The 15,747-nt window shown below is 63.7% G+C and carries 13 protein-coding genes; 5 read left to right on the forward strand and 8 right to left on the reverse strand.

What is annotated here, in order from left to right:
• Positions 1–76 precede the first annotated feature (76 nt).
• Positions 77–1,225 carry an IS110 family RNA-guided transposase gene (locus UP10_RS04505; protein ID WP_044585437.1) on the forward strand — a complete coding sequence of 383 codons (1,149 nt, stop codon included), beginning with the start codon at positions 77–79 and terminating at the stop codon, positions 1,223–1,225.
• 425 nt (positions 1,226–1,650) lie between these two features.
• Here UP10_RS04505 and UP10_RS04510 read toward each other — a convergent pair whose 3' ends face one another.
• Complete coding sequence (locus UP10_RS04510) at positions 1,651–2,076, reverse strand: DUF1330 domain-containing protein (RefSeq protein ID WP_044586200.1); 426 nt, start codon at positions 2,074–2,076, stop codon at positions 1,651–1,653.
• 131 nt (positions 2,077–2,207) lie between these two features.
• On the opposite strand from UP10_RS04510, the gene UP10_RS04515 reads away from it, so the two are divergent.
• Entirely contained in the window at positions 2,208–4,475 is a 2,268-nt protein-coding gene (locus tag UP10_RS04515; protein WP_044586201.1) for a transglycosylase domain-containing protein, read from the forward strand.
• Positions 4,476–4,643: 168 nt separating this feature from the next.
• On the opposite strand, the gene UP10_RS04520 is transcribed toward UP10_RS04515, so the two are convergent.
• The 4 genes from UP10_RS04520 to UP10_RS04535 all read right to left on the reverse strand — a co-directional run bounded on the left by UP10_RS04520 (position 4,644) and on the right by UP10_RS04535 (position 8,789).
• Positions 4,644–5,483, reverse strand: coding sequence for a M48 family metallopeptidase (locus UP10_RS04520; RefSeq protein ID WP_082076983.1), 840 nt, complete (start codon positions 5,481–5,483; stop codon positions 4,644–4,646).
• Positions 5,484–5,681: 198 nt separating this feature from the next.
• Entirely contained in the window at positions 5,682–7,010 is a 1,329-nt protein-coding gene (locus UP10_RS04525; protein ID WP_044586203.1) for a polyhydroxyalkanoate depolymerase, read from the reverse strand.
• A gap of 127 nt (positions 7,011–7,137) precedes the next feature.
• Complete coding sequence (locus UP10_RS04530) at positions 7,138–7,962, reverse strand: ABC transporter permease (protein WP_044586204.1); 825 nt, start codon at positions 7,960–7,962, stop codon at positions 7,138–7,140.
• Positions 7,959–8,789 (reverse strand): ABC transporter ATP-binding protein, encoded by an 831-nt coding sequence (locus UP10_RS04535; protein WP_082076984.1) that lies wholly within the window; start codon positions 8,787–8,789, stop codon positions 7,959–7,961. The genes UP10_RS04530 and UP10_RS04535 overlap by 4 nt, the downstream gene beginning before the upstream one ends.
• 106 nt (positions 8,790–8,895) lie before the next feature.
• On the opposite strand from UP10_RS04535, the gene UP10_RS04540 reads away from it, so the two are divergent.
• Together UP10_RS04540 and UP10_RS04545 are read left to right on the forward strand one after the other, a co-directional pair.
• Positions 8,896–10,218, forward strand: a complete 1,323-nt coding sequence (locus UP10_RS04540) for an ActS/PrrB/RegB family redox-sensitive histidine kinase (RefSeq protein ID WP_044586205.1) — start codon at positions 8,896–8,898, stop codon at positions 10,216–10,218.
• A gap of 130 nt (positions 10,219–10,348) precedes the next feature.
• Entirely contained in the window at positions 10,349–10,903 is a 555-nt protein-coding gene (locus UP10_RS04545; protein ID WP_044586206.1) for an ActR/PrrA/RegA family redox response regulator transcription factor, read from the forward strand.
• A gap of 27 nt (positions 10,904–10,930) precedes the next feature.
• Here the strand turns inward: UP10_RS04545 and UP10_RS04550 are convergent, their stop codons facing one another.
• Positions 10,931–11,413 carry an MmcB family DNA repair protein gene (locus tag UP10_RS04550; RefSeq protein WP_044586207.1) on the reverse strand — a complete coding sequence of 161 codons (483 nt, stop codon included), beginning with the start codon at positions 11,411–11,413 and terminating at the stop codon, positions 10,931–10,933.
• Between the two features lie 118 nt (positions 11,414–11,531).
• Here UP10_RS04550 and UP10_RS04555 point away from each other — a divergent pair, with 118 nt between their 5' ends.
• Positions 11,532–13,226, forward strand: a complete 1,695-nt coding sequence (locus tag UP10_RS04555) for an alpha-amylase family protein (RefSeq protein WP_044586208.1) — start codon at positions 11,532–11,534, stop codon at positions 13,224–13,226.
• On the opposite strand, the gene UP10_RS04560 is transcribed toward UP10_RS04555, so the two are convergent.
• Positions 13,220–14,827 (reverse strand): alpha-amylase family glycosyl hydrolase, encoded by a 1,608-nt coding sequence (locus tag UP10_RS04560; protein WP_044586209.1) that lies wholly within the window; start codon positions 14,825–14,827, stop codon positions 13,220–13,222. The genes UP10_RS04555 and UP10_RS04560 overlap by 7 nt on opposite strands.
• Before the next feature lie 96 nt (positions 14,828–14,923).
• On the reverse strand, positions 14,924–15,736 hold the full coding sequence (locus tag UP10_RS04565) for an RMD1 family protein (protein WP_044586210.1): 813 nt from the start codon (positions 15,734–15,736) through the stop codon (positions 14,924–14,926).
• Positions 15,737–15,747: the final 11 nt, after the last annotated feature.

Here is a 15,747-nt window from a genome sequence, read left to right on the forward strand (position 1 = left end):
CGTAGATTCCATGGGGCGGTGAGCGTGGCCTTTCCGATAGGTTTGGGTTTCCACACTCGAACCATCGGAGAGTCAGATGCAAGCATCGACCATAGACACGCCCACCGCGGAGTATAATGGCACAATTTTCGTTGCGATCGAGCTGAGTCAGAAGACGTGGCTTGTGACGCTGCACAGCCCGGACCGGGAGCGGATTTCGCGCCACAAGCTTGAGGGGGGCGATCACGCCGAACTGCTGGCGTTGATCGAACGGACCCGCGCCCGGGCGGCGGAGAAGCTCGGATCGGTACCGCGGGTAGTGAGCTGCTATGAGGCGGGCTATGACGGCTTCTGGCTGCATCGGCTATTGGAAGCAGCCGGGATCACGAACTTTGTGTTCGACCCTGCGAGCATTGCGGTGGAACAGCGGGCGCGGCGGGCGAAGACGGATCGGATCGACGGCGAGCTTCTGCTGCGCACCCTGATGGCCTATTTGCGGGGTGAGCCGCGGGTGGTTCGGATCGTTCGCGTGCCGAGCGTGGAAGCCGAGGACGCCCGGCGCGCCAGCCGCGAACGCGACCGGCTGGTCACCGAGCAGACGGCCCATACCAACCGGGTCAAGGCGCTGCTGCGCCTGTTGGGACTGGCGGTTGGCAACCCGCGGCGCCGAGACTGGCTCGCCTGGCTCGCGCGACAGCGCGACTGGCAGGGCCAGCCGCTACCGGCACATCTTCTGGCCGAGGCCAAGCGCGAGCATGTGCGGCTGATGCTGGTGCGCGAGCAGTTGGCGGCGCTGGAAGAAGAACAAGCTGCACAAGCCCTTCCCGTTCCGGCACCGATCGCGGAGCGACGAGATCTGTTGCTCCGCCTCAAGGCGCTCGGTCCGGCCTTCACCGCAACCCTGGTGCACGAGCTGTTCTACAAGGACTTCCGCAACAGGCGCGAGGTCGCCGGCTATTGCGGCCTGACGCCCAGTCCATGGCGCAGCGGCGGCATCGATCGCGAGCAGGGCATCAGCAAGGCCGGCAATCGGCGTGCCCGCCACAAGGCGATCGAACTGGCCTGGCTCTGGCTCCGCCATCAGGGTGACAGCGCGCTTAGCCGCTGGTTCCGTACCCGCACGGCCAACGCCGGCAAGCGCGCCAAACGCATCGCCATCGTCGCACTGGCGCGCAAGCTGATCGTGGCGCTGTGGCGTTACCTCACCACCGGCCTGGTTCCCGAGCAGGCAACCATGAAGGCATAAAACAAACCACGTCACCACGCGCCGCGGCTTCGCCGCGCTCCGTGCGGGATGGATGATGACCGTGCCACCCTAGGGCTTCAACCGCCGTTTCGTAGATGGGTCTCATCCTCGCCAGGCTTCCTCGCCGCAAGCATGCGGAAGGTGGGTACGGATCAAACAATCCGACCGGATATGAGGTGATGCAGTGAGCTGCTGCAAACTTCGCAAGCCAATCCTCGCCCGTTGCCCGGTCGTCGCGCTGCGCTACGCATGGCTCCGCGCGCCGCCCTCTTTACTCCGCAATCCTGATCCAGACCCGAAGGACAGCCTTGACTCACAAATCCCCATATGAGGGTGGGCAAAGGCGCGCTTCGCGCCGTGCCCACCATCTGACATCCTGCTCGCGATCGTGGGCACACTTCGCTTTGCCCACCCTTGGATCGCTTCTATTTCGGCACCTCGCCGAAATTCTTCCCCACCGGCAGCACAGCGTGCCGGATCAGCCGCGAATCCTCCACCGCGGCCTGACGGTGCTTCACCGCCTCGCGATAGACGGGATCGCGGATCATCTCGACGAAGGCGCCGACGCTCGGATACTCGGCGATGAAGCAATGGTCCCAGCGCTCGGCCTCGGGGCCGATCAGCATCAGCTCGAACTTTCCTTGCCAGACGATGCGTCCGCCGAGCCGCTCGAACACCGGGCCGCTGTCGCGGCCATAGGCGGCGTAGGCTTCGGCACCGGTCGCCTTGCGACCGTCGGGATAGGCGGCGTACTCCCGCAGCCGGACCAGATTGAGCATGTGGATCGGGCCCGGCCGGTCGCTGTCCCGGAACTGCGCGAAAACGTCCTTGGTCGGATCGATATGGCCCATGCGGTGCTCCCTTGTTCCAGCACATCTAAGCACGCCCCGCCCAACGTCCTAATCCGGCGTTAAGCTTTGTGTAACCGCCCCTTAAACCGAGAACGCTAGCTTGCGCCCCCGTAAGGGTGTGAGCATTGCGGATGGCGTGGGGACATAAAAAAAGCGGTGGGCGCAAGGAGCCGCTGTTCGGGCTTCCGGCCGCGCTTTCCGACCTGCGGCTGTCGATCGCCGACCGCATTCCCGGCGGCGACGACGACAAGCCAGCCAAATCCAAACCCAGAGACAACAAGAACAACACCTCCGGCGGCGATTCCGGCGGTGAGAGGCCGCGTCCATCGCGCAGCGGCAGCAAGCGCCGCGGCAAATCACGCGGCACCGTCATCGGCCGACTGTTCTATTGGACCACGGTGCTGGGCCTGTGGGCCGGTATCGCTGTCATCGGCATCGTGGTGTATGTCGGCGCGCATCTGCCGCCGATCCAGTCGCTGGAGATACCGAAGCGGCCGCCGACCATCCAGATCGTCGGCCTCGACGGCAGCGTGCTGGCGCAGCGCGGCGAGATGGCCGGCGCCAATGTAGCGCTGAAGGACCTGCCGCCCTATCTGCCGAAGGCCTTCATCGCCATCGAGGACCGCCGCTTCTATTCGCATTACGGCGTCGACCCGATCGGCATTTTACGCGCAGCAGTCACCAACGTGCTGCATCGGGGCGTCTCGCAGGGCGGCTCGACGCTGACCCAGCAGCTCGCCAAGAACCTGTTCCTGACCCAGGAGCGCACCATGCAGCGCAAGCTGCAGGAGGCCGAGCTCGCGCTGTGGCTGGAGCGCAAGCATTCCAAGACCGAGATCCTCGAGCTCTATCTCAATCGCGTCTATTTCGGTTCCGGCGCCTATGGCGTCGAGGCCGCGGCACAACGCTATTTCGGCAAGTCGGCGAAGAATGTGACGGTCGCGGAAGCCGCGATGCTGGCGGGTCTGGTCAAATCGCCGTCGCGGCTGGCGCCGAACCGCAACCCGGAAGGCGCCGAGCAGCGCGCGCAACTCGTGCTCACTGCGATGGCGGACGCCGGTTTCATCACCGAAGCCCAGGCAAAAGCCTCGATCGGCCAGCCTTCGATCAATGTGAAGCCGGCCGGTGCCGGCACCGTGAACTATGTCGCCGACTGGATCGGTGAAGTGCTCGACGACCTGGTCGGCCAGATCGACCAGGACATCACGGTGCAGACCACGATCGATCCGAAGCTGCAGAACATCGCGGAAGCGGCCGTGATCGACGAGCTCGCCGCCAAGAGCGTGAAGTTCAATGTCAGCCAGGGCGCGCTGGTGGCGATGACGCCCGACGGCGCCGTCCGCGCCATGGTGGGGGGCCGGAACTACGCCGAGAGCCAGTACAATCGCGCGGTGACGGCGAAGCGCCAGCCGGGTTCGTCGTTCAAGCCGTTCGTCTATCTCACCGCGGTGGAATCAGGGCTGACGCCGGATACGATCCGGCAGGACGCGCCGCTCGACATCAAGGGCTGGAAGCCGGAGAATTACACCCACGAATATTTCGGCTCGGTGACGCTGACCCAGGCGCTGGCGATGTCGCTGAACACGGTCGCGGTGCGGCTCGGCCTCGAGGTCGGGCCCAAGAATGTGGTGCGCACCGCGCACCGGCTCGGCATCTCGTCGAAACTCGAGCCCAACGTTTCGATCGCGCTCGGCACATCCGAAGTCTCCGTGATCGAAATGGTCGGCGCCTATGCGCCGTTCGCAAATGGCGGGTTCGGCGTCTCACCGCATGTCGTGACCAGTATCCGCACCAGCTCGGGCAAGGTGCTGTACAACCGCGCCGCCGATCAGCCCAACCAGGTGATCGAGCCGCGCTATGATGCGATGATGAACAGCATGATGCGCGAGACGCTGATCTCGGGCACCGCGCGCAAGGCCGAGATCCCCGGCTGGACCGCCGCGGGCAAGACCGGCACCAGCCAGGATTATCGCGACGCCTGGTTCATTGGCTATACCGCCAATCTCGTCACCGGCGTCTGGCTCGGCAATGACGACAATTCGCCGACCAAGAAGGCAACCGGCGGCGGGCTGCCGGTGGAAGTATGGACGCGTTTCATGAAGGCCGCGCATCAAGGCGTGCCGGTCGCGACCATTCCGAATTCGCAAGGCAATTGGGGATCGGCGAACCTGATCCAGGTGTCATCGCAGGTCACCGCGCCATCTGCACCGACGGGACAGATGCAGACACAGATGCAGCCACCGCTGCCGCCGGCACAGATCCCAGCCGCTCCCGGCAGCTATTACCGCCCACCGCCACCGACCCGCACCTCGGCGCAAGCGAACCCGAACGCGCGGCCCGAAGCGGCGGCCGGACTAGATGGCTGGCTGACGGACCGACTGTTCGGCGGGCGTCGCTGAGCGCTCGGTGGAGCCGACGGGTCGTCATCCCCCGCGAAGGCGGGGGATCCAGTACGCCGCGGCTTCTCGATTAACAACGAACGTCTCTGGAATACCGGATCGCCCGCTTTCGCGGGCGATGACAGCATGAGATGCAGCGATGACAGCGCGGGGTGGGGCTAAGATCGCTCAATCCTCGATCCCGTAGCGATGCAGGTCGTTGCCGTGGGTGTCGAGCCAGTTCTTGGCGCGCGCGACCGATGAACAGACCTTGTCGACCACCCGCCAGAACCGCGGCGAGTGGTTCATCTCGACGAGATGCGCGACTTCATGCGCCGCGAGGTAGTCGAGCACGAAGGGCGGCGCCAGGATCAGCCGCCACGAGAATGACAGCGAGCCGGCCGAGGTGCACGAGCCCCAGCGGCTGGATTGATCGCGGATCGAAATCCGTTTCACCCGCACGCCGAGTTCGGCAGCGTAAAACTGCGCCGCCTTCTGCAGCTCCTTGCGCGCCTCGCGCTTGAGGAAGTCGTGCACGCGGCGGTCCATGTGCTCGACGCCGCCGGCGACGCAGAGAATCTTCTCGCCGCTGTCACGCGTCTCGGTCCAGACCGTGCCGCGCTCGCCGCTGCGGTGAACGAGGCGGTGCGGAACCCCGCGCAGCGGCACCGTCGTGCCGGGCTGGAATGGTGCTGCCTTCGGCAAACGGCCAAGGCGCGCGGCGATCCAGCCGCCATGGAGGTGGGCGAACTCCTTGGCCTCCGCGATCGTGCCGCGTGGCGGCATGGTCAAGATCGCTTCACGGTCCGTCGGATGGATTCGGAGCGTATAACGCCGCGCCCGCCGGTGCCGGCGAAGCCTGATCGTGAAGAATTGGGAGCCGTGCCTGACCAAAAGAGTCGCGGGTTCGGCAGGCCGCCGATAGAGGAGCGCGCGAGTAGCCATGTCTGACAGTCCGGGGAGCAGGAGTTCGCCCGGATTCTGCCATAACCGCCGCCATTGAAATCGCTCGGCGCAAAAACAAATCATTTGCCCAATATACAGGGGCTGGCCAGTTCTTGACCTCTACCTGCAGGGGCTCTGACCGGAATTTTTCAAGTGAATCAACGTCACAAACAATGCCCAAGGAATGAGGCCACATTCACCCCTTAAGCCATGCCGGATTCGATATTCCTTTAGTCAATTCAGCGACTTATGCCGCCGTCGGAATCGCGGCCGGAACGATACCTATTCGGCGGCGGCGGCGAGGGAAATCCGCGTAATGGCCGCCGAAACCATGAAATCGGAGATCCGCGGCACGATTTCGGAGCGGAAGCGCGAGCCATTGAAGACGCCGTAATGCCCGACACCCTTCTGCACGTAATGCACCCGGCGATCATTGGGAATCGCGGTGCAGAGCGCGTGCGTTGCCTCGGTCTGACCGAGGCCGGAGATATCGTCCTTCTCGCCTTCCACCGTCATCAGCGCGACGCGGCGGATCTTCGAGGGTTCGACCGGCTTGCCGCGATGGGTCATCTCGCCCTTCGGCAGCGCATGCTTGACGAATACGAGGTCGACGGTCTGCAGGTAATACTCCGCGGTCAGGTCCATCACCGCGAGATACTCGTCATAGAATTCGCGGTGCTTGTCGACGAGATCGCCGTCACCCTTCACCAGATTGGCGAACAGCGACTTGTGCGCGTCCATGTGCCGATCGAAGTTCATGCTGATGAAGCCGTTGAGCTGCAGGAACCCCGGATAGACGTCGCGCATCACGCCGGGATGCGGGAACGGCACCTTGGTGATGACATTGTTGCGGAACCAGTCGATGCCGCGCTCTTCGGCAAGGTTGTTGACCGCGGTCGGATTGCGGCGGGTATCGATCGGGCCACCCATCAGCGTCATCGACAGCGGCACGAACGGATCGTTGTTTGCTTCCATGACGGAGACCGCCGCAACCACTGGCACCGACGGCTGGCACACCGCAACGATGTGGATGTTGCCGCCCAGCGCATGCAGAATCTCGATCAGGTAATCGACATAGTCCTCGAGATCGAAACGGCCGGCCGCGAGCGGCACCATGCGCGCATCGGCCCAGTCGGTGATGTAAACCTCATGCGTCGGCAGGAACGCCTCGACGGTGCCGCGCAGCAGCGTCGCATAGTGGCCCGACATCGGCGCGACGATCAGCACACGCGGCTGCGGGCTGCGCAGCGGACGCGTCAGCTTGCGATCGAAATGCAAGAGGCGGCAGAACGGCTTCTCCCAGATCGAACGCACCTCGACCGGGGTGCGGACGCCGTTGACCTCGGTCGTCGGCAGATTCCATTCCGGCTTGCCGTAACGGCGGGTGGTGCGCTCGAACAATTCGCAGGCCGCCGCGACGTTCTTGCCGAACTCGGTATGGGTCCACGGATTGAGCGGATTCTGAAACAGGATCTTGGTGGCGTCGGTCACCGCACGAGCCGGATTGAGCGACGCATGCCCCATCTCGTACATCCAATAGAGCGGCGTCGTGAGTCCCGGACTGCCTTCCGCCACCAGTGGCGGGGCACCGCCAAATTCACCAATCGGCATTATCGTTCAGACCCCTGTTTTGCGCCGCAGCATACTGGACAATGCGTAATAATGCGTCAATGCGCCGCTGGTGGAATATAGGGACGGAATTCGCCTAAAAGGTCAAAATTCCACGAGAAAGTGACATTTATTCACCAACGCCGAGCAGCGATCCGTGACGCTTGGCGGCGCGCAAAAGGGCAAGGAAGATCGCAAAAGATGCAGCGAACAGGATCACGTTGATAACAAATGCATCGATCATGAGGTCGGCGCGGAAGACGTGGTCGATCAGCAGCGAGCGCATGCCCTCGAACACATAGGTCGGCGGCAAGGCCCAGGCGACATATTGCAGCCAGACCGGCAGCACCGTGACCGGATAATAGATGCAGGCGAGCGGCATCACCGCGAACATCAGCGTCCACACGATGCTCTCCGCCCCTAACCCGTTGCGCAGTACGAGGCCCGACGCGAACACACCGACCGACCAGCTCGTGAAGATCAAATTACAGAAGAACAGGATCAGCGGCAGCCCGATGGCGTAGAAGTTGAAGCCGAAAAAGAACAGCGCCATCAGCGTCATTGGAATCACGCCGATAGCGAGCCTGATCAGGCTCATGATCATCAGCGAGAGCAGGAACTCGATCGGCTTCAGCGGGCTCATCATCAGGTTGCCGAGATTGCGCGACCACATCTCTTCCAGGAACGAGATCGAGAAGCCGAGCTGGCCGCGGAACAGGATGTCCCACAGGATCACCGCGCCGATCAGCGAGCCGCCCGCCTTGGCGAAAAACCCCGAGGTTTGCGAGATATAGGTCTGCAGGAACCCCCAGGTGATGATCTGCAGCGTCGGCCAGTAGACCAGCTCCAGCAGCCGCGGCCATGACGACATCAGGAGATACCAATAGCGCAGCACCATCGCGTTGATGCGATGCAGCGATATGCCGCGATGCCGGTGACTGACGATCTCGCTCATGACGCGCCCTCCCGCATCCGCCCGCGCGCGACGTCGAGAAAAACCTCTTCCAGCGTGTCGCGGTTGTAGCGCGCCATGATCCGGTCAGGGCTGTCGTCGTCCTGGATCTTGCCGCACTTCATGATGATGACGCGGTCGCACAGGCGCTCGACCTCCAGCATGTTGTGCGATGCGAGCAGGATGGTCGCATTATGGGTCTTGCGATAGGTCTCGAGGTGCTGCCGCACCCAATCGGCGGTGTCGGGATCGAGCGACGCGGTCGGCTCGTCCAGTAGCAGCAGGTCCGGCTCGTTGATCAGCGCCTTCGCCAGCGCGACCCGGGTCTTTTGCCCGGCGGAGAGCTTGCCGCTGGCGCGGTCGAGGAACTCCTTCAGGTCGAGATCGGCGGCAAGCTGGTCGATCCGCTCGCGCAAATGCTTCACCGCATAGAGGCGCCCGAAGATCGTCAGGTTCTGCCGCACCGTGAGCCGCATCGGCATGTCGACATAGGGGCTCTCGAAATTCATCCGGCCGAGCACGTCGTAGCTCTGCTCGGGGATTTTTGCGCCCAGCACCTCGACGCGGCCCGAGGTCGGCAGCACTAGCCCCATGATCATCGCGATCGTCGTGGTCTTGCCGGCGCCATTGCCGCCGAGCAGGCCGGTGATGCTGCCGCGCGCGATGCGGAACGAGATGTCGTCGACCGCGCGGGTGGTCTTGTAGAGCTTGACCAGATGCGCGACATCGATCGCGGCCGGTCCCTTCACGTCGGCCGCGTGCGCCTGCAGATCGGCCGCTGTCGTTCGCAGATCGGGCGGCTGCCCCTGACCTGTCTCGTTCTGTTGCATATCGCCGTTCCTTGAGCCATTGCGACAATAAGCGCAAGGCGCGGGCCGCACCATCGAGCTAAGTCGCAAATTTGTGCGCCGCCCACAGCACAGCTAGAGTTCTGAGATGACCGACGTCGCCGCTTCGGATTTCCGCCAGCCACGCAGCTTTGTCCGCCTGGATACGATCCTGCGGCTACGCTGGCTGGCCGCGCTCGGCCAGCTCGTCGCGATCTTCATCGTCGCCCAGGGGCTGGAATTCGACGTTCCGATCATCCCCTGCGTCTGCATCGTCGCCTTCTCGGCGCTGCTCAATCTGGGACTTCAGATCGCCTTCAACCCGATGCAGCGGCTGGAGCCGGGCCATGCCGCAGCCCTGCTGGCGCTCAACATCGTCGAGCTCGCGGCGCTGCTGTATTTCACCGGCGGGCTGCAGAACCCGTTCTCGTTCCTGTTCCTGGCGCCGGTCTTGATCTCGGCCACGGTGCTGCCGGTCCGCCTGACCATTGCGCTCGGCTGCCTTGCGGTCGCCTGCGCCTCGGCGCTGTTCTTCTACCATCTGCCACTGCCATGGGATGCCGACGATCCGCTGGTGCTGCCGCCGATCTATCTGCTTGCCGTCTGGCTTTCGATCGTGCTCGCGATCGGCGTCACCAGCCTCTATGCGTTTCAGGTGACGGAGGAAGCGCGCCAGCTCTCCGATGCGCTGGCCGCGACTGAACTGGTGCTGACGCGCGAGCAGCATCTGACCCAGCTCGACGGCCTCGCCGCCGCGGCCGCGCATGAACTCGGCACACCGCTGTCGACGATCTTCCTGATCTCGCGCGAGCTCGAGAAGACGGTGCATGACCCAAGCCTCGCAAGCGACGTGAAGACCCTCCGCGAACAGGCGCAGCGCTGCCGCGATATCCTGAGCAAGATCGCGCAGCTGTCATCGAGCGGCGCACCATTCGACAACATGAAGCTGTCGACGCTGATCGAAGAGTCGGTGGCACCGCATCGCGACTTCGGCGTCGAGATCAAGGTGCGGCTTGCTGTCGCAGCTACGCGTGAACCCGTCGCTGCCCGCAATCCGGCGATCCTTTATGGCGTCGGAAACATTCTCGAAAATGCCGTCGATTTCGCGCACCAGACCGTCGAGGTGAATGCATGGTGGAATGCGGAAACCATCGAGATGGTCATCTCCGACGATGGTCCAGGCATTGCGCCGGACATGCTGAAACGGATCGGGGAACCCTATTTGTCGCGCCGCCGCAGCGCAGATGAGGCCCAAAATGCGCGCGGAGGCCTCGGTCTCGGGGTTTTCATCGCGCGGACGCTGCTGGAGCGCACCGGCGCCAAGGTCTCATTCAGCAACCGCATCTTCCCCGATCACGGCGCCGTGGTTCAGATCGTCTGGCCGCGCGAACGCTTTGAGGAAGCCGCCCCGGATGCTGAGACTGCCACCTAAGAACGGTTCTTAATCGCATCTCTTGCGCGTCGCTGGCATTAAGGATGCCGCCACCACGACTTTCGGCTGCCTTGGCAGGGTCGCAGTGCCGTCCCATATAATGGGTGTCTGACACAGGGAAAAATGGACCGTGAACGCTATCGCCGAACTGAATGATCACACCGACCGATCGCTCCTCATCGTCGAGGACGACAAGCCGTTCCTGGAGCGCCTGTCGCGCGCGATGGAGACGCGCGGCTTCACGGTGAAGTCATGCGATAGCGTGTCGGATGGTCTCGCCGAGATCGGCCGCGCTGCGCCCGCTTTCGCGGTTGTTGACCTCAGGCTTGGCGACGGCAACGGTCTCGACGTCGTCTCGGCGTTGAAGCGCAAGCGCCCCGAGGCGCGCGCGATCGTGCTGACCGGCTACGGCAACATCGCCACCGCCGTCACCGCGGTGAAGATGGGCGCCGTCGACTATCTCTCGAAGCCGGCCGATGCCGATGACGTCGTCGCCGCGTTGCTGGCGAGCGGCAACGAGAAGTCCGAGCTGCCGACCAATCCGATGTCGGCGGACCGCGTGCGTTGGGAACACATCCAGCGCATCTACGAGATGTGCAACCGCAACGTCTCGGAGACGGCGCGCCGCCTCAACATGCACCGCCGCACGCTGCAGCGCATTCTGGCGAAGCGCGCGCCGCGGTAAGTCGACGTTTCATATTGTTTTGCGCTTTTAAAGCTCATGCCCTTGCGGATCGACCAGCCGGTTGATCCGCTGCGCCGCGGCGACGGCAAAGCGCACCGTCATTGCCTTGCGCGTCGCGGCCGGCAGGCGATGCTCCGGCGCCTCGCAATGCAGATGCGCGCCATAGGCATCGGCGATGATCAATCCGGTGTCCGCCGGAAATATCTCGCACGGCAGATCCTGCGTGAAGGCGAAGAACAGCCGGTCGCAATGCATCCGATAGTCCTGCCACTTCTGGTCGGCGCGTAAATCCTCCACTGACGACTTGATCTCGACGATCCAGATCTCGCCGCGCTCGTTCAGCGCGACCACATCGGCTCGCCGGCCGGACGGAAGCGGCAACTCGCTGATGCAGGAAAATCCCAGCGATCTCAAAAGCCTCGCTGTGCCGCGCGCGATCGCAAGCGCAGTCTCCGACTGGCGTCGGTCGGGCGCCGGCACGAGCGCGATCTGGCGAGCGGGCTTTTCCATCCAGCAGAGACTAACCGATTCCGCGGCACGTGCCCAACAGCTGATAGCACCGGAACTCAGGGGTCCATTGCCGCTTATCTCACAGCCGCTGCAATGGGCGGACCGATGAGGGCTGCCCGTGATCGACGATCTCTGGTACAAGAACGCAGTGATCTACTGCCTCTCCGTCGGCACCTATATGGATGCCAATGGCGACGGAATCGGCGATTTCCAAGGCCTGCTGCGACGCCTGGATTATCTGGACGGGCTCGGGATCACCGCGATATGGCTGATGCCATTTCAACCCTCGCCCGGCAAGGACGACGGCTACGACATCTCGGACTATTACGGCGTCGATCCGCGCTACGGCACGCTGGGCGATTTCGTCGAATTCACCCATGGCTGCCGGCAGCGCGGCATCCGCGTGATCATCGATCTCGTGGTCAACCACACCTCGGACCAACATACCTGGTTTCAATCAGCGCGAAGTTCAAAGGATTCGCCCTATCGCGACTGGTATGTCTGGGCGGACAAGCGGCCTGCCACTGCCAACACCGGCATGGTCTTTCCCGGCGTGCAGAAATCGACCTGGACGCGCGACAAGCAGGCGGGGGCCTGGTACTTCCACCGCTTCTACGATTTCCAGCCCGATCTCAACACCTCGAACCCGCATGTGCAGGCCGAAATCCTCAAGATCATGGGGTTCTGGATCCAGCTTGGCGTCTCCGGCTTTCGCATGGACGCGGTACCCTTTGTGATCGCAACCAAGGGCGCGACGGTCCGTAAGCCGGTTGAGCAATACGACATGCTGCGAACGTTTCGCGAATTCCTGCAATGGCGTCAGGGTAACGCAATCATCCTCGCCGAAGCCAACGTGCAGCCCGAGACCGACATGGAGTATTTCGGAAGCGATGGCGACCGGATGCAGATGATGTTCAATTTCCATGTCAATCAGCATCTGTTCTACGCGATGGCGTCCGCCGACTCGCGATCGCTGGCGAAGGCGCTTGCCGCGACGAAGCCGCGGCCTGCGACGGCGCAGTGGGGCCTTTTCCTGCGTAATCATGATGAGCTCGACCTCGGCCGCCTCAGCAAGGCGCAGCGGGAGACCGTGTTCAAGGCGTTCGGACCGGAGAAGAGCATGCAGCTCTACGACCGCGGCATCCGCCGGCGCCTGGCACCGATGCTCGGCGGCGACCGCCGGCGCCTGGAGCTGGCCTACAGCCTGATGTGCACGCTTCCCGGCACGCCCGTGATCCGGTACGGAGACGAACTCGGCATGGGCGATAATCTCGACCTGCCCGAACGCAACTGTGCGCGCACGCCGATGCAGTGGTCGAACGAGCCGAATGCCGGCTTCACCGAAGCCGACAAGCCGTGCTCGCCGGTGATCGATAAGGGCGCCTACGGCTATGAGCACGTCAACGCCGCCAGGCAACGACGCGACCCCGATTCATTCCTGAACTGGACCGAGCGCGTCATCCGGATGCGCAAGGAGGTCCCTGAGATCGGTTGGGGAGATTTCAGGATAATCGCAACCCGCGATCCAGCCGTGCTGGCGATCCGTTACGACTGGCGTAACAACTCGGTGCTGTTCGTGCATAATCTTGCCGAACAGCCTCGCGAGATCTCGTTTGCTGTCGGGCTTTCGGACGACACCGGCAACTCTCTGGTCAACCTGTTGAGCGAGGATCACAGTCGCGCCGACGATCGCAGCCGTCACAAGCTTCTGATCGAGGGCTATGGCTATCGCTGGTATCGCGTCGGCGGTCTCGACTATTTGCTCAAGCGCAGCGACATCGATACGAAACCGCCTCGCGCGTCCCGTCAGTGATCCTGAGGTGGCCCGAGGATCACGCCTTCATTGACGCGCAGATCGAGCACGCCTTCGATCTTCTCACCCTGTCGGTCCATGAATGTCGATAGCAGGACTTCATTGCTGAATCCGATCGCGCTGGAGGTGATGGTCGCGGGCTCCGCCCCGAAATTCAGTGCGATCACCGCCACGCCATCGGCGCTGCGCCGCCGGTAGAGCATGACGTCGCCCTGCGCGGCCACGGGCTCATAGCTGCCATCGACGAGCTGCGGCAATCTTCGCCGCAGCGCAATCAGCGCCTTGTAGAGGTTCAGGATCGACGCCCGGTCTGCCTCCAGGCTCGCGACATTGTCCCTGGCGAAGTCGTGCGCCAGCGGCAGCCACGGCTCGACGCTCGAAAAGCCGGCGTTGCGCTCGGCGCTCCATTGCATCGGCGTGCGGCAGCCGTCGCGACCGACGCCGATACCAGGAACGTTCTTCTCGAAGGGATCGCGCACCTGATCCGGTGCGATCGGAACCTGGCGCATGCCGATCTCGTCGCCGTAATAGAGCGTTGGCGTCCCGCGCAACGTCAGCAGCAGCATTGCGGCTACCGGTGCCTGCGCCGGGCCGACCCGGCTCGCCACGCGCGGCCGGTCGTGATTGCCGAGCACCCAGTTCGGCCATGCGCCCGATGGCAGCGCCTTCTCATAGTCGGCGATGATGGTCTCGACCGAGCGCGCGCTCCACAGGGTGGACAGCAGCGCGAAATTGAACGGCATCTGCGCGCCGCTGAGATCGTTGCCGTAATAGGCGACGAGCCGGTGCAGCGGCAGATAGACCTCGCCGATCAGCACGCGGTTGTCGAACTCCTCGGTGACGCGGCGCATCTCGGTGATGACGGCATGCACCTCCGGCTGGTCGGTCGAATATTGCGTCAGGATTTTCTCGTGTGGCGGCCGGCCTTCGCGATAATGCGGGTTCGGCGGGTTGTCGCGGAAGTCGGCATCCTTGATCAGGTGCCAGATCACGTCGACGCGGAAGCCGTCGACGCCCTTGGCGAGCCAGAACCGCATCACGTCGTAGATTGCTTGCCTGACGTCACTATTGCGCCAGTTCAGGTCAGGCTGCTGGGCGAGGAAGGCGTGATAGTAATACTGGCCTGAGGCCTCGTCATATGCCCAAGCGCTGCCGCCGAACTCCGACAGCCAGTTGTTGGGCGCCCCACCGTCCGGCGCCGGATCGCGCCAGATGTACCAGTCGCGCCTGGGATTCTGGCGCGAACTCTTCGCCTCGATGAACCAGGGATGCTGGTCGGAGGTGTGGTTCGGCACCAGATCGAGGATCAGCCTGAGGCCGGCGTCGTGGGCGGCCGTGACCAGTGCGTCGAAATCTTCCATCGTCCCGAACAGCGGATCGATGCCGGTGTAATCGGAGATGTCGTAGCCGAAGTCGGCCATTGGTGACGGGAAAATCGGCGACAGCCAGACCGCATCGACGCCAAGCCGCGTCAGATAGGGCAGCCGCGCGATGATCCCCCTGATGTCGCCGACGCCGTCGCCATCGCTATCCCCGAACGAGCGCGGATAGATCTGATAGAAGATGCCGTGCCGCCACCAGTCCTTGTCGCCCTGATCCATCCCGCCCCCCTCGCAATCCGGCCCCAGCAAGCTAACGCCCGATGGTACCGGTTGGTTCAGGGATGACGCACAATTGGGGGCGGAAAGATGACGGGCTCAGTGCCGCGCCATCGCGATCTGGTAGATCGTAATCAGCACCTCGAACAGGATCAGGAAGACAATGATCAGCTCCAGCCGCAGCGAGCGGCTGGTGTCGATGATGTCGGTGAGGACCTGGGCGCTCTCGGCGATCACGGCGAGCTTGCGGTTCAACGATTCCGCCCGCTCCTTCAGCTCATACTCATCCTCGAGCCGGGCGTAGAGCCGCTCGAGCTGCGGCTTGTCCCAGAGGATGTCGGGCTTCTCCGCGATCTCGACCGGGCCAGCCACGCGGTGCCGCACCGACAGCGCATTGCCGATGTGCTTGAGGATTGCGACACGGCCAGCATGGATCCGCCCGCTCTTTGCCAGGTCGCGCGCGAACGGCTCGGTGGTGTCGAACACCGCCGCGACCTCGCGCTCGTGGCGCGCCAGCACCACGCTCTTGGCGAGCGCCTCGCCGACCAGGATCAGTCGCTCCGGCGACAGGCTTTGCAGATAGATCGGACCGCCGGGCGGGATCTGATCTTCCTTCTCCGAAGCGAGCTCGATGATCGCGATCTCCTCCTCGCGCCGCGCGAACGGACCGGTCGTCCGCGACTGCAGACTGCGCAGGAATTCATCCTCCTCCAGCGCGTTGAGGCCGATCAGGACCACGACGCCGTAACGGAACAGGATCGCGACGCCGTTATCGTTGACGCGGAACGCCAGCGGCGTGGTGGCCAGCACGTCGCCGCGCTCCAGGCCGGACGTGCTGATGCGGTCCGCGACAAAGAACGCGCGAGCGCTGGTCCGGGGTCCGCCGAGCGGCGATTTGGGGGCCTGGTTCATGGAGGTCGGGA

It is taken from the genome of Bradyrhizobium sp. LTSPM299 (assembly GCF_000938235.1).
Lineage (GTDB): Bacteria > Pseudomonadota > Alphaproteobacteria > Rhizobiales > Xanthobacteraceae > Bradyrhizobium.

Coding starts and splice junctions, on each gene's coding strand:
- UP10_RS04505 (WP_044585437.1), top strand. CDS start 77: ATGCAAGCATCGACCATAGACACGCCCACCGCGGAGTATAATGGCACA.
- UP10_RS04510 (WP_044586200.1), bottom strand. CDS start 2,076: ATGGGCCATATCGATCCGACCAAGGACGTTTTCGCGCAGTTCCGGGAC.
- UP10_RS04515 (WP_044586201.1), top strand. CDS start 2,208: ATGGCGTGGGGACATAAAAAAAGCGGTGGGCGCAAGGAGCCGCTGTTC.
- UP10_RS04520 (WP_082076983.1), bottom strand. CDS start 5,483: ATGATTTGTTTTTGCGCCGAGCGATTTCAATGGCGGCGGTTATGGCAG.
- UP10_RS04525 (WP_044586203.1), bottom strand. CDS start 7,010: ATGCCGATTGGTGAATTTGGCGGTGCCCCGCCACTGGTGGCGGAAGGC.
- UP10_RS04530 (WP_044586204.1), bottom strand. CDS start 7,962: ATGAGCGAGATCGTCAGTCACCGGCATCGCGGCATATCGCTGCATCGC.
- UP10_RS04535 (WP_082076984.1), bottom strand. CDS start 8,789: ATGCAACAGAACGAGACAGGTCAGGGGCAGCCGCCCGATCTGCGAACG.
- UP10_RS04540 (WP_044586205.1), top strand. CDS start 8,896: ATGACCGACGTCGCCGCTTCGGATTTCCGCCAGCCACGCAGCTTTGTC.
- UP10_RS04550 (WP_044586207.1), bottom strand. CDS start 11,413: ATGGAAAAGCCCGCTCGCCAGATCGCGCTCGTGCCGGCGCCCGACCGA.
- UP10_RS04560 (WP_044586209.1), bottom strand. CDS start 14,827: ATGGATCAGGGCGACAAGGACTGGTGGCGGCACGGCATCTTCTATCAG.
- UP10_RS04565 (WP_044586210.1), bottom strand. CDS start 15,736: ATGAACCAGGCCCCCAAATCGCCGCTCGGCGGACCCCGGACCAGCGCT.